This is a genomic window from Bartonella sp. CL71SXKL, from assembly GCF_042194935.1.
Taxonomy (GTDB): Bacteria; Pseudomonadota; Alphaproteobacteria; order Rhizobiales; family Rhizobiaceae; genus Bartonella.
This window is the reverse complement of sequence record NZ_JBHINI010000003.1, coordinates 84,640-97,686: the sequence shown is the minus strand read 5'-3', so window position 1 is coordinate 97,686 and position 13,047 is coordinate 84,640. Positions and strand designations below refer to the sequence as shown.

10 protein-coding genes are annotated in these 13,047 nt (G+C 36.9%); 4 read left to right on the top strand and 6 right to left on the bottom strand.

Annotation, left to right across the window (positions count from 1 at the left end):
* Positions 1-3: 3 nt before the first annotated feature.
* The 3 genes from ACFILA_RS02555 to ACFILA_RS02545 are packed head-to-tail and all read right to left on the bottom strand — an operon-like array spanning position 4 to position 2,188.
* A complete protein-coding gene (locus ACFILA_RS02555) occupies positions 4-792 on the bottom strand; it encodes a cytochrome c biogenesis CcdA family protein (RefSeq protein WP_375660616.1) in 789 nt (262 codons plus the stop codon).
* 43 nt (positions 793-835) lie between these two features.
* A complete protein-coding gene (locus ACFILA_RS02550) occupies positions 836-1,825 on the bottom strand; it encodes a carboxypeptidase regulatory-like domain-containing protein (RefSeq protein ID WP_375631277.1) in 990 nt (329 codons plus the stop codon).
* Positions 1,826-1,864: 39 nt separating this feature from the next.
* Complete coding sequence (locus ACFILA_RS02545; RefSeq protein ID WP_375660591.1) at positions 1,865-2,188, bottom strand: HesB/IscA family protein; 324 nt, start codon at positions 2,186-2,188, stop codon at positions 1,865-1,867.
* A gap of 108 nt (positions 2,189-2,296) precedes the next feature.
* On the opposite strand from ACFILA_RS02545, the gene ACFILA_RS02540 reads away from it, so the two are divergent.
* The 3 genes from ACFILA_RS02540 to ACFILA_RS02530 all read left to right on the top strand — a co-directional run bounded on the left by ACFILA_RS02540 (position 2,297) and on the right by ACFILA_RS02530 (position 7,954).
* Positions 2,297-3,499, top strand: a complete 1,203-nt coding sequence (locus tag ACFILA_RS02540) for a deoxyguanosinetriphosphate triphosphohydrolase (RefSeq protein ID WP_273791198.1) — start codon at positions 2,297-2,299, stop codon at positions 3,497-3,499.
* Positions 3,500-3,528: 29 nt separating this feature from the next.
* The gene (gene argS, locus ACFILA_RS02535; protein WP_273791199.1) at positions 3,529-5,286 is read left to right on the top strand and encodes an arginine--tRNA ligase; all 1,758 of its coding nucleotides are present in this window, start codon (positions 3,529-3,531) and stop codon (positions 5,284-5,286) included.
* Between the two features lie 151 nt (positions 5,287-5,437).
* Positions 5,438-7,954 carry an SPOR domain-containing protein gene (locus tag ACFILA_RS02530; protein ID WP_375660590.1) on the top strand — a complete coding sequence of 839 codons (2,517 nt, stop codon included), beginning with the start codon at positions 5,438-5,440 and terminating at the stop codon, positions 7,952-7,954.
* Between the two features lie 202 nt (positions 7,955-8,156).
* On the opposite strand, the gene ACFILA_RS02525 is transcribed toward ACFILA_RS02530, so the two are convergent.
* Positions 8,157-8,432, bottom strand: coding sequence for a hypothetical protein (locus ACFILA_RS02525; RefSeq protein ID WP_273791201.1), 276 nt, complete (start codon positions 8,430-8,432; stop codon positions 8,157-8,159).
* Positions 8,433-8,742: 310 nt separating this feature from the next.
* Between ACFILA_RS02525 and ACFILA_RS02520 the strand changes: the two genes are divergently transcribed.
* Entirely contained in the window at positions 8,743-9,849 is a 1,107-nt protein-coding gene (locus ACFILA_RS02520) for a branched-chain amino acid aminotransferase (protein ID WP_375660589.1), read from the top strand.
* Between the two features lie 106 nt (positions 9,850-9,955).
* On the opposite strand, the gene glpX is transcribed toward ACFILA_RS02520, so the two are convergent.
* On the bottom strand, positions 9,956-10,942 hold the full coding sequence (gene glpX, locus ACFILA_RS02515) for a class II fructose-bisphosphatase (protein WP_273791203.1): 987 nt from the start codon (positions 10,940-10,942) through the stop codon (positions 9,956-9,958).
* 140 nt (positions 10,943-11,082) lie between these two features.
* The gene (locus tag ACFILA_RS02510) at positions 11,083-12,399 is read right to left on the bottom strand and encodes a homoserine dehydrogenase (RefSeq protein ID WP_273791204.1); all 1,317 of its coding nucleotides are present in this window, start codon (positions 12,397-12,399) and stop codon (positions 11,083-11,085) included.
* Positions 12,400-13,047: the final 648 nt, after the last annotated feature.

Below are 13,047 nucleotides of genomic sequence, written 5' to 3'. Positions count from 1 at the left end.
AGACTAACGAGAAAATCCAAAAAAATTCATAATATTGTGCCAACGAATATCTTCAATATAACCCAACGAAGGATAATGTTCTAAAAGCCAAAATGAAAGATCCTGCATAGAACCTGTTAAAAACAAAATCCCTGTAAGAATAAGAAAAACACCAATAATTTTTTCAACTTTTCCTAAATGAATACGAAAAGCTCCTAAAAATCGCATAAAACTGCTCGAAAATAAAGCTGCTAACATAAAAGGAATAGCAAGACCTAATGCATAAACCGCTAAGAGAACAGCTCCCTCTCCCACAGTTTCTTTTGTTCCAGCAAGCGTTATAATAGGACCTAAAATAGGGCCAATACACGGTGTCCAACCAAAAGCAAAAGCTAAACCGATAATATACGCGCCTAAAGGACCAGCAGGTGTTTTTTTGGTCTGAAAACGCGCTTCACGAAATAAAAAAGCGATTTTGAAAATCCCCAAAAAATTTAAACCAAAAATAATAATGACAATTCCAGCAGCAAGAGCAAACCAATCACGATAATAACCGATGAATTTCCCAATTGTGCTAGCACTGGCACCTAAAGCAACAAAAACAGTCGTAAACCCAAGAACAAAAGCAATAACAGAAGACAGTAAAGCCCAGCGTATAAAGACTTTCTCATCAGGCTTTTCTGAACGAAAATCATCAATACCAACCCCTGCCATATAGCACAAATAAGGAGGAACTAATGGCAAAACGCATGGTGACAAAAAAGAGAGTGCCCCAGCAAAAAACACACCAACTGTTGAAATTTCAATCAAAATTCATACCCCGTCTTTCATCATAGCTTACCCCCATGAACAACAATCAATCCACATCTTCATCAATTTGTTGCATATTTTGTTCATTCGCCACCACACTTATATCTTCATCATGACCAGAAACGACTGAAAAAACTTTCTGATAGATTTTATCTTTATTTTTAGCAATTGCAATATACTCTCCCTCCGCTAACACGAGTGAAACATACGCACCAACTGTTTCATAAACGATATCACCAGAATCATTGGCAAGAGACCAACTTGTATCTGCAAGCGCTTCCCCTCCTTCTTGCCGTACCAGTTTTAAGACAATCTGAGCGGCCTGATGTTCAAGAGTAACTTCTGTTATTTTACCAGCATCCACTTGAATATCCGAACGAGCCGTCGCATTAATGGAACCATAATGGGAAGCAACATGGTAGCGGCCAGCTTTTAAACGCACAACTGATTGGGGTTTAACATTTGATATAATCACTCCCGTATCATCATTTTCTTTTTCATCCTCATAAATGGTAAAACGGAGTTCCTTTTCATTCATTACGCCATTGAGCAGTGTTGCATTTAAAATGACACCACCAGCCTCAAGATTAAAGTTTTTTACAAGACTCTGCCCATTTTCTAAACGAATATGGCGCACAGCACTCATATGACCAAATGAGACATGAACAAGATAACTTCCTGGTTCGAGATCAAAACGTGCACTTCCCCCCTTATAGGTTGCCACTAATGGTAATTTATTATCAATCCCTAGAATAGGGGCATAAACCCGCCAGACAAGCCCTTTTTCAATATCCGGATGACTATTTGTTAATCGAGCATTCAAAATGAGTTGTGTTTGAGATGCTAAATTTTCGTTTTCCTGCTCTTGAGTCTTTACAATAAAACTCCTTGATTGTCCCTGCTGCTGATCTTGCCCTTCTCCTGCTTCAGAAAAAGCACAGTGGCTCCAAGTCAATAAAGCAAGCACCACGCACAACCATATACATCGGTGCACTATTTTTATAAGAATACCCATTTTTGCATTGTTGACCAACATGATCTTTTTTTCAAGAAACAATATCACACAGCCATCATTTTAAATTGAGAAACTTACACCACAACCACATGATGAAACAGCATTGGGATTGTGGATTTGAAAAGACTGCCCTATAAGATCATCAACAAAATCAATCTCAGCTCCTTCCATGAAAGGAAGTGATAGTAAATCAATAAACACAACTGCCCCGTCTTTTTTGAGAACGAGGTCATCTTCACACATTTCAGAAACCAAGTCATATTTATAAGAAAAACCAGAACACCCACCACCTTCAACAGAAATACGTAATGCTATTTTATCGGGTTCACGCAAAAGTATCTGTGCAATTTTTTTAGCAGCAACATCTGAAATTTTCACATTCATTTTATATATCCTTGCATTAAACCATCAAGAAAGAGTATCCCACACTCAAAGATCAGTTTATTTGTCATAAACCACTCTCAATTTTAAGATGATAATGGGCAGCTTGCAATGGATATAGGCAATATCAACTTCAATTACCAATCTCGAGCAGTGTACAGTGCTCATCCACAAACAAGCCGTGGTCGGTTATACCATGAAACGATGAGCACCACACGCTCACCTTTTCAACGAGATAGAGATCGTATTATCCATTCTAATGCATTTCGACGTCTTAAACATAAAACGCAAGTGTTTATTGCTGATGAAAGCGATCATTACCGTACTCGCCTAACCCATTCCATAGAGGTTTCTCAAATTGCAAGAACATTAGCCCGTGCCCTGTGTCTTGATGAAGACCTTGCCGAAGCCATTGCCCTTGTTCACGACTTTGGACACACACCCTTTGGCCATGCTGGAGAAGATGCTCTTAATGAAGCCATGGTACATTATGGCGGCTTTGATCATAATGCACAAGCATTACGCATTGTAACAAAACTAGAACAGCGCTATGCAAATTTTGATGGACTTAACCTTACATGGGAAACCCTCGAAGGACTTGTAAAGCACAATGGCCCCCTTTTAGGTCCCCACGCGAAGAATAAGGAGGTTCCTATCGATATTTTACAATACAATGCAAAGCAAGACCTTGCACTCGATTGTTTTGCAGGACTAGAAGCGCAATGTGCTGCTATTGCAGATGATATCGCATACAATGCGCATGATATTGATGATGGTCTACGTTCGCAATTTTTAACACTCGATCAATTTGAACATGTTTCACTAACAGCAGCAATATTAAAAGATATAACAGATGAGCATCCCCATCTCGACCAAACGCGTCGCGGTTACACACTTGTACGAAGACAAATAACAACCATGGTTGAAGATGTTATCAAACAGTCACAAAAAAATTTAGCACGCATCAAACCAACAAGCATAAACGATATTCACCAAGCAAAACAAACTATTGTCACCTTTTCACCAACAATGACCGTTTATGAAAAAGAACTAAAAAACTTTTTATTTAAAAATCTTTACTATCATGAACAAGTTCTTAGTCGTCGCAATGCAGCAAAATGCATTGTACAAAAATTATTCAATTGTTATTATGAAAATCCAAATACAATGCCTGAAAGTTGGCAGAGCAAAACAGTGCACTTAAAAAATCAAGAGTTAGCACGTTTGATTGCTGACTTTCTTTCAGGCATGACAGATCACTACGCTCTACGTGAATATCACCGTTTATTTGACCATACAGATAATTTCGTTTAATGGCTTTGGCATCATCATGGAAGCTAAATATGAATATCTTTAAAAACTTCGAAAAAAAAATTAAGAGATCAATTGAATTATCTGATCTAAAAGGAAAAAATGGAGAAGATCTAGATTTATCAAAAATCACTGTTGATCCTCCACGTGATTCCTCCCATGGTCATTTATCAACCAATGCTGCTATGGTGCTTGCAAAATCTATTGGAATCAATCCACGTGCACTTGCAGATAAAATCATAGAACTTCTTAAAAATGATCCCTCTATCGAAAATATAGATGTTGCCGGTCCTGGTTTTATAAACATAAAGCTTACAAAATTATTTTGGCAAGATGCTATAAAATCCATGCTTGAATTAGGCACTTCTTATGGTCGTATTCCAATGGGACAAGGAAAACGCATCAATGTTGAATATGTCTCAGCAAATCCGACAGGACCAATGCATGTAGGACACTGCCGCGGAGCGGTTGTTGGGGATGTTCTCTCCAATTTGCTGCAATTTACGGGCTATAACATTACAAAAGAATATTATATCAATGATGCTGGTCAACAAATCGAAGTCCTCGCCCATTCTGTACTATTGCGCTATCGTGAGGCTCTTGGGCAAAAAATTAATGAAATTCCAGAAGGGCTCTATCCTGGAGAATACTTGATCCCATTGGGTCAATCGCTTGCTCAAGAGTTTGGTGACCAACTCCTCACGATGGATAAAGATGAAGCCTTATCTCTTGTGAAAGAACGTGCAATTCATGCAATGATGTCCATGATTCGCGAAGATTTGGCTGCTCTTAATATTTATCATGATATCTTTTTCTCTGAGCGAATGCTTTATGCTGATAATGCACGCGCCATTCGTAACACCATCAACGACCTCACTTTAAATGGTTATATCTACAAAGGAAAACTCCCCCCTCCCAAGGGACAAAATACAGAAGACTGGGAACCAAGCGAACAAACTTTGTTCCGTTCAACAAATGTCGGTGATGACCAAGACCGTGTTTTAGTCAAATCTGACGGTTCTTACACTTATTTTGCTGCTGATGTTGCTTATTTTCGGGATAAATTTAATCGTCATTTTGATGAAATGATTTATATTCTAGGCGCAGACCATGCTGGCTATGTAAAGCGGCTAGAGGCAATGGCAAAAGCAATTTCTGGGGATAAGGCTAAATTAAGTGTCTTCTTGTGTCAATTGGTAAAACTTTTTCGCAACGGTCATCCTGTACGCATGTCAAAAAGAGCAGGATCTTTTGTCACTCTACGGGATGTTGTCGAAGAGGTTGGACGTGATCCTGTGCGTTTTATGATGCTATACCGTAAGTGTGAAGCACCTCTTGATTTTGATTTTGCAAAAGTAACAGAACAATCAAAAGATAACCCCATCTTTTACGTACAATATGCAAGTGCACGTTGTCACTCAGTCTTTCGTCAAGCACAAGAAGCGCTTCATATTAAAAGCTTTTCAAATGATACATTGATTGCCCATCTTCATCGATTAACAGATGACCATGAAATATTGTTAATACGCAAACTTTCTGAATATCCACGTATCATTGAACAGGCCGTAGTTCATAAGGAACCGCATCGATTAGCATTTTATCTTTATGACCTTGCCTCCAGCTTTCACACACACTGGAATAAAGGGAGTGAAAATCTCAATTTACGCTTTATTCAACCTGATGATAAAGAGTTATCCTTTGCAAGATTAGGATTGATACAAGCTGTTATCAATATTTTATCATCAGGGCTTACCATCATAGGAGTCGAAGCACCCATAGAAATGCGTTGAAAAAGTTCTATAAATACATACAATAGGTACTCTATTGATAAACTTTTTCATGTATCATTGCATGAGAGGGGGAAAATTTATAATTTTAATATAACAAATCAAAATCAACCATTGATTGCACGTAAGTGCAAACCACCATGTGAGAAAAGCTATGAGCGATAACGATCGCAAAAATCTACACGAAACAAAACACGATCATGAACACCATGATCCTTTAGAAAGGCTTACGCGCATTTTTAATCCGCACAAACAAAGCGGAAACCAAAATGAGCAATCTTCTTTAAAAACAGATCGATCAACATCTCACCCCGAAATATCATCCCATGATGATGATTTTGATTTGTCCTTTCTAGAAGAGGAACTTGAAAATAATTTAGCACATGACTTACCGTTTGATGATCAAAAAAAACAATGGGACTTGTATGCAACCAGCAACGCAACAGCCTCAAATATTGCACAAGCTGCTTCTTTCAACCATTCAAAACAAAATAATTTATCTGAAGAGAAATATTCTTCACCTAGCAGTCATGATGAAGAACAAATTTTAGATGAGCTTTCTCCATTACCAATCCCAAAGAATCAATCACATCAACAGAAAACAACAGCAACCAGTGCTGATCCTTTTCTTGAAAAAAGTAATCTTATGTCACAATCAGAATCAGAAAATTTCTTTTTTGATAAATCTGAAAGGCACGAAAATAAGAGAGAGATGCCAGAAGATGTTGAACAAACCAATCGTTTTTCACAAATAAATTCACAACAACCTGAGACTACGAATATACAAAAAACTTATGATGACAATCCAAACCTCTATGACACTCCTATAAACCATCCCTATAAAATTTCAGCTGATCAAGAAAATTGGATTAAAAAAGATTATCCTGATGCCTCCTCTTCTACAGAGGAAAATGAGTTTTTCTCATCTTCTAATCTTGTGTCAGAAAGACAAAACACTGCAAGAAATCAAACAACAAGTACCTTCTCCTCACCTTTAGATTCTCCACCAGTTGATAGACAATCTTATTTAAAGGGGGCTTCACAAGAAGATCATACAACCAATTATCCCCATTTTTTTGAAGCCCCCCCCTCACAACAAGAAACTTATAGCGAAAAAGTTCCGATATATGATGAGGCTCGAGCCCAATACATCAATAATGCCGAAGGTGCCTCTAACCCAAATAGAGAAATTTCATATAATGAAAATAATTTAGATGAGTTTCTTTCCTCATCACCCTCTTTAAATACAAAACAAACGGATGGCTTTTTTGCCCATAACTATACGCACAGAGATACTCCCCCTCCCAATGTTGATACTTATAAATTTTCAGAGGAAATCGTAGAAAAAACTGGTCCTATTATGGTTCCAGAAGTCCCGTATGAAGCGCCAGAATATGATGTGCCAACTAATGGTGGTTTAGAAGAAGAATTTGCTGATGTACTCAATGTAGGAAATGTTCCAACAGATAATTTTTCTCAAAAACAACAGAAGAATGAAGTTTTTAGTGAAGTTTTTCATCAGTCTATGCAAAATTCAAAAGAAGGTGTTTATATAAACTCTAAAGAACAAAATTCCGACTATTCTTCTTCTGCCAATATGGAATATAATTTTCCCTCTTTTAGCGAGAATTCATCATACACAAGCTCAGATGAGGTTCCCACGCATCCATCAGCTCCTCCTCCCTTAAAAAGTTTTATTTTTGGTAAAACTTTCATTAAAGGTTTTTTTATACTTATTTTAATAGGAATTGGGTTTGCAGGTTATTCTCACTTTTTTATGCCATCACAAAAAAATGAAGAAACGGTCATTATCCACGCTGATAATACGCCTTTTAAATTCAAACCAGAAACAACTGAAACGAAAAATGATGTTGCACATAATTTAGATATCTATAAACAAACAACTGAACAAAATGAGAAACAAGAAAATACACAACAATTTCTTATTGATAACTCTGAACAACCTGAAAATTTAAAAGAATTAAACCCTGAAGAATCTTCAAACGTTTCCTCATCGTCTTTAAATGAATCTGATGTTGAAGATGCAGTCACAGAAGCTATAAACCATACTATTCCAATGCGAGAAGTACAAACTGTTATTGTCAATCAAGATGGTACAGTTACACTAGCCCCCGCGCATCAAACAAACAGCAAAACTGCTGCTCAATCTGAAGAAAGCATTGATCAAGTTTCTAATGAACTTCAAGATTCGTCCCTTGTTTCGTCGCATGATTCTGATATAAACGACCAAGAAAGAGATCATGATCTCAAAAATAATATTGATAAAATAATTGCAGAAAATAATTCTAGCTCAAATATTGAAGAAAAATTTATCCCTATTCCTTCTCATGCAGAAAGAAATACACAAGTTGAAACACCAGCCGCGTCTCGCTCCACATCACCAAACAGAGTTGCAGCACAAAATTCAGAAAGTTATTACGTACAACTTGCATCTCAACCAACGCATGAGCTCGCTAGAAATTCTTTAAAAAATATGAAATCTAAATTTGGATTCCTTATTGGCGCCCGTTCTTTAAATATTCAATCCGCTTTTATACCAGGAAAAGGTACTTATTACCGTGTTCGGATTCAAGCGCAAGACCGTAATGAAGCCATAATCCTTTGTGAATCCATTAAAAGTTCTGGTGGAAGCTGCTTCATCACACGCTAAACCAAACATGCAACGGTTGTTAAAACCGTTGCATGATTTATTTTCATACCATTTAATTACTTATCAAAAACTTCAGAAATTAAAATCGTTCCAATCTTTTTATGTCTTTGTGCTGACTTTATTCCTTAATCTACGTCGATTTTCGCCCTATCTAAAAGATTATATTTATGAAAAAATCACTCCGTACCCTTATAGGTAAAAATCACTCCGTACCCTTATAGGTATAAGGTACAGGAGGAAGAGAATTTAAATCTTTTTTGGGCGTTGTTACACTTTGGCTTGTTTCTGGAGTATTATAACGCGAACTATGTTCAGGAGATTTTGCAAAAAAAGATCCTAAAAAACCAAAAATAAACCAAATAATAACCATCGCAAGAAGAATAGCAAAAATACCCTTAGCGATTGAAACACGTTGTTCACGACCTTTTCTTTCTGCGGCCATACGTTCTTCATATGTGTGATAATTTTTATCAATCATAGTGGATTCCTTTTCTCAATTCCCTTACCTTTAAATTTCTAGAAAATATGCATATATGAAATTATTCAGATACTTATTATGAGAAAACGATAATTATAGACAAAAGTTCCAGCTTACTTCATAAAGTTGAGAAAAAGAGGCGAGGATAGAATTAAAATATCTACCCTACCCTAGCCTTTGAATTATATAATAAACCCCTTTGTATTCTATAATAAAACATTGACACAAAGGTTTTGTTAATAATAGAGTTATAATCAAAATATTTCATTATTTTTATTAATAAAAATGAAACATACTCAAAAGGTTTTTTATGAAATCTCCCATATCATCGCTTCCCTTTAAAATAGAAAAACACCCATCTCCTCTGTCAGAAGAAAAATATGAAGAAATTTTAAAAAGTCCCGGTTTTGGTCAATTTTTTACAGACCACATGTGTGCTATTCAATGGACTGAAGACAAAGGCTGGCACAATGCTATCATCTCTCAATACAAAGCTTTAGAAATTAACCCTGCAAGTACCGTTTTACATTACGGACAGGAAATTTTTGAGGGTTTAAAAGCATATCGTGCAAAAGATGGGCGCATCTTGCTCTTCCGTCCTGATGCCAATGCACAACGCTTTATAGAATCAGCGAGGCGTTTAGCTATGCCAGAATTGCCAAAAGATATTTTTCTGGATGCCGTTCATCAATTAGTAAAGATTGATCAAAAATGGGTTTCTGATCAGCCCAACGCTAGCCTCTATATCCGTCCATTTATGTTTGGCAATGAAAACTTTTTGGGAGTCCGCCCTTCTCAAGAATATCTTTTTTGTATCATAGCCTCTCCAGTTGAATCCTATTTCAAAGGAGAAGAAAAATCTGTCAGCGTCTGGATTGAAACAGATTATAGTCGTGCCGGTCCAAGAGGAACAGGGGCTGCCAAATGTGGTGGAAACTATGCAGCAAGCTTACTTGCACAAAAAAGTGCAACTGAAAACAATTGTAGCCAAGTACTCTTTCTTGATATGATTGAACATAAATGGATTGAAGAACTTGGTGGTATGAATGTCTGCTTTATTATGGACAATAATACACTTGTAACCCCCCCACTTAATGGAACTATCCTTCCAGGAATAACACGTCATTCACTCTTAGAGTTGGCAAAACAAATGGGATTAAAAATAGAAGAGCGTCCTTATTCTTTTGCAGCGCTTCAAGAAGATGCAAAGAGTGGACACCTTAAAGAAGCCTTTGCTTGTGGTACAGCTGCCGTTGTCACATCAATTGGTCGTTTTAGATATAAAGGAGGAGAATTTATTATTGGAAATGAAACAGTTGGAGAAGTCACAAAGCAGCTTCGTACACAATTGGTTGGCATTCAAAAAGGGAACATAGAAGATAAAAATGGCTGGGTGCATTCTGTGCAACTCTCATAATATTAAGGGTATTCCCATATCTATAAACGCTTCCATGAAAGTAGCTTCATGGGAGCGTATTTCCTAAAAAAACTCCTTTTATTTTTAGTGACAAAAAAAGAAAACATTAATCAAATTTTGAATGATCTCTATGCTGTGCTTTAATATTACGAACTGTACCCGTATGGGCGCGCATTACGAGAGTTTCCGTTTGAATGTAGTGAGGTGTAAATTTAACACCAGAAAGCATATTACCATCTGTCACCCCTGTTGCTGAAAACAAAACATCACCCTTTGCCATTTCTTCCATTGTATAAACCTTATTGGGATCACTAATCCCCATTTTAGCTGCACGAGCAATTTTCTCTTCTGTATCAAGCAGCAAACGACCTTGCATCTGTCCTCCAATGCAGCGCAAAGCAGCAGAAGCTAAAACACCTTCAGGTGCTCCACCAATCCCCATATAGATATCAATACCTGTTTCTTCTGGATCAGTTGTATCAATAACAGCAGCCACATCTCCATCCCCAATCAAGCGAATCGACGCCCCTGTCGCTCGTACTTCATCAACCAATTTTTCATGACGAGGTCTATCCATAATACAAACAACAATCTGATTAACAGCCACTCCTTTAGCCTTCGCAAGAGCATGTATATTATCAGTAGGAGAAGCATCTATATCGACTATTCCCTTTGGATAACCAGGACCAATAGCAATTTTGTTCATATAAACATCAGGAGCGTAAAGGAGATTACCCTTTTCAGCAATTGCAACTACTGCCAAAGAATTAGCAATATTTTTAGCACAAAGTGTTGTACCCTCTAGTGGATCAAGTGCAATATCGATCGCCAATCCACTTTGAAGACCCACTTTTTCTCCAATATAAAGCATAGGCGCTTCATCCCGCTCACCTTCACCAATCACCACTGTACCATCAATAGGCAATCGATTAAGTTCTTGCCGCATTGCATCTACAGCAGCCTGATCCGCTGCCTTTTCATCGCCACGTCCGCGCCAGCGTGCAGCAGCAACAGCAGCACGTTCAGTAACACGTACCAATTCAAGCGTCAAAATACGATCAAGTCCATTTAAAATCTTCTGAGTTGTGGGCATATGAAAAAATCCTACCGAATGAATACCAGAAAAATATGAGTCCTTATTAAATACTAAGAATAAAGTTTTTTGGCAAAGATGAAAATTTTTCACAAGAGATAAAAGAACTCAAGCGTGCGTTTTTATTATCAAGAAAGTTATCAATTCTTTGCCATAGGTTCAATACGAATAAATTGAGATTTTGCAACAAGATGTCCATCTTTTTCAATTTCTGCAAGTGCCTGTCGTACATTCACCTCTGTTGTTTCATGCGTAATTAAAATAATTGTTTTTTCAATTTGATCTTCTACAAAAGATCTTTGAACAATCGACTCCAATGAGATGTGATTATCAGCCATATGCCTTGCGACCGCGGCAAAAACACCAGTACGATCATGAACATTTAAACGAATAAAATAACCACCTGCATGATGCGAAATACGTGCTTTTTTATGAGGAGCAAGTTCTAATGCTGGGCGTCTTAAAACAGGTGCATACTGAAAACCAGAACGCGCTTTTGCTATATCAGCCAAATCACCAATAACGGCTGATGCTGTTGCCTTTCCTCCAGCGCCAGGACCAGAAAACAGTAATTCACCTAATAAATCACTTTGAATAGAAAGAGCATTGGTTACACCATTTATCTGTGCAATCATTGAGGATGCTGGTACCATTGTTGGATGAACGCGTTGCTCTATTCCAGAATCCGTTTTTAATGCAACCCCTAAAAGCTTAATCCGATACCCCAATTCATCAGCTGCTCGAATATCAATTTGCGAAATATTATGAATTCCTTCAACATAAACATCATCTAACGAAATAGCTGTTCCAAATGCCAAGCTTGTCAACAAAGCTAATTTATGAGCAGTATCATTTCCCTCAATATCAAAAGTTGGATCTGCTTCAGCATACCCAAGTCTCTGTGCATCTGCTAAACAATCTTTAAATGAAAGACCTTCCGTAAACATGCGTGTTAATATATAATTACAGGTTCCATTGAGAATACCATAAATTCGCGATATGCGATTACTAACAAGTGATTCTCTCATCGCTTTGATGACAGGAATCCCCCCTGCAACAGCTGCTTCAAAATGAAGAAAAACACCTTTTTTTTCTGCAATTATAGCCAGCTCTACTCCATGTCGAGCAAGAAGAGCTTTATTGGCTGTTACAACATGATGTCCCGCCTCAAGCGCTCTCTTAACAGCGGTATACACCACATCCAATTCACCACCAATTAACTCTACAAAAACATCAATCTCATCAGAAGCAGCCAACTCCACAGGTGAATCAAACCATTTTATATCACTGAGATCAAGTCCACGATTGCGGCCTTTATCGCGCGCACTAACAGCAACAACTTTGATGAATCGCCCACATTGACAAGCTAAACTATTCGCTTTTTCACATAGAGCTCGAACAACTGAAGTACCAACCGTACCAAGTCCCGCAACACCAACTTTTAAAGCTTCTGCCATTATTAACCACTGATCCCTATCTTCATTGAAAAATCGTTTAAATGATGTGCCAATCAACACAAAGAATATTTACATCCATAAGAACAAAAGAAATACCCCGCTCTATTCACTTCATTTTTTCCAATAGAATTATCCCCGCTTGTTCAATCAACATTCCTAAAAATATAATATTTATTGTCTTCAAAGATTTCAGAATCTTTATAAAATATTTAATTCAGAATGAAAATCTGTAAAACTGATAAATGCAAGTTTCCATAAAGAAAAGTTCTAAAAAATAATCAATAACAAGTTAAAGAATATTGAAGACTTAGTAAGAAAGAATAAAACATCTCTTCTAAATCAACAAGTATGGAACAAAAAACATTCTTTTATATGATAAATTAAGAGAATGGATAAAATAAAGTAGATCAGTACATAATAACACATTTCTTCCTACCATTCCATAGCTTTAAATATAAATCTTTAATGCAAAATCTTAACGCACTCATATATCAAAATAGAACCTTACATTAAAGTAAAAAACAAAACTTAATATGCGCACACCATAATTCTGAAATATTATAAATATAGAGAATAAAGTTTCAAAATTTGAATATTTTATCTCAACTTATTGCCACCTCTTTAAAAAACTAGCGAATTGAAATGAGA

Excerpts from the sequence above, each read along its gene's own strand:
- ACFILA_RS02525 (WP_273791201.1), bottom strand. The coding sequence starts at position 8,432 with ATGATTGATAAAAATTATCACACATATGAAGAACGTATGGCCGCAGAA.
- ACFILA_RS02520 (WP_375660589.1), top strand. The coding sequence starts at position 8,743 with ATGAAATCTCCCATATCATCGCTTCCCTTTAAAATAGAAAAACACCCA.
- ACFILA_RS02510 (WP_273791204.1), bottom strand. The coding sequence starts at position 12,399 with ATGGCAGAAGCTTTAAAAGTTGGTGTTGCGGGACTTGGTACGGTTGGT.
- ACFILA_RS02540 (WP_273791198.1), top strand. The coding sequence starts at position 2,297 with ATGGATATAGGCAATATCAACTTCAATTACCAATCTCGAGCAGTGTAC.
- glpX (WP_273791203.1), bottom strand. The coding sequence starts at position 10,942 with ATGCCCACAACTCAGAAGATTTTAAATGGACTTGATCGTATTTTGACG.
- ACFILA_RS02550 (WP_375631277.1), bottom strand. The coding sequence starts at position 1,825 with ATGTTGGTCAACAATGCAAAAATGGGTATTCTTATAAAAATAGTGCAC.
- ACFILA_RS02545 (WP_375660591.1), bottom strand. The coding sequence starts at position 2,188 with ATGAATGTGAAAATTTCAGATGTTGCTGCTAAAAAAATTGCACAGATA.
- argS (WP_273791199.1), top strand. The coding sequence starts at position 3,529 with ATGAATATCTTTAAAAACTTCGAAAAAAAAATTAAGAGATCAATTGAA.
- ACFILA_RS02530 (WP_375660590.1), top strand. The coding sequence starts at position 5,438 with ATGAGCGATAACGATCGCAAAAATCTACACGAAACAAAACACGATCAT.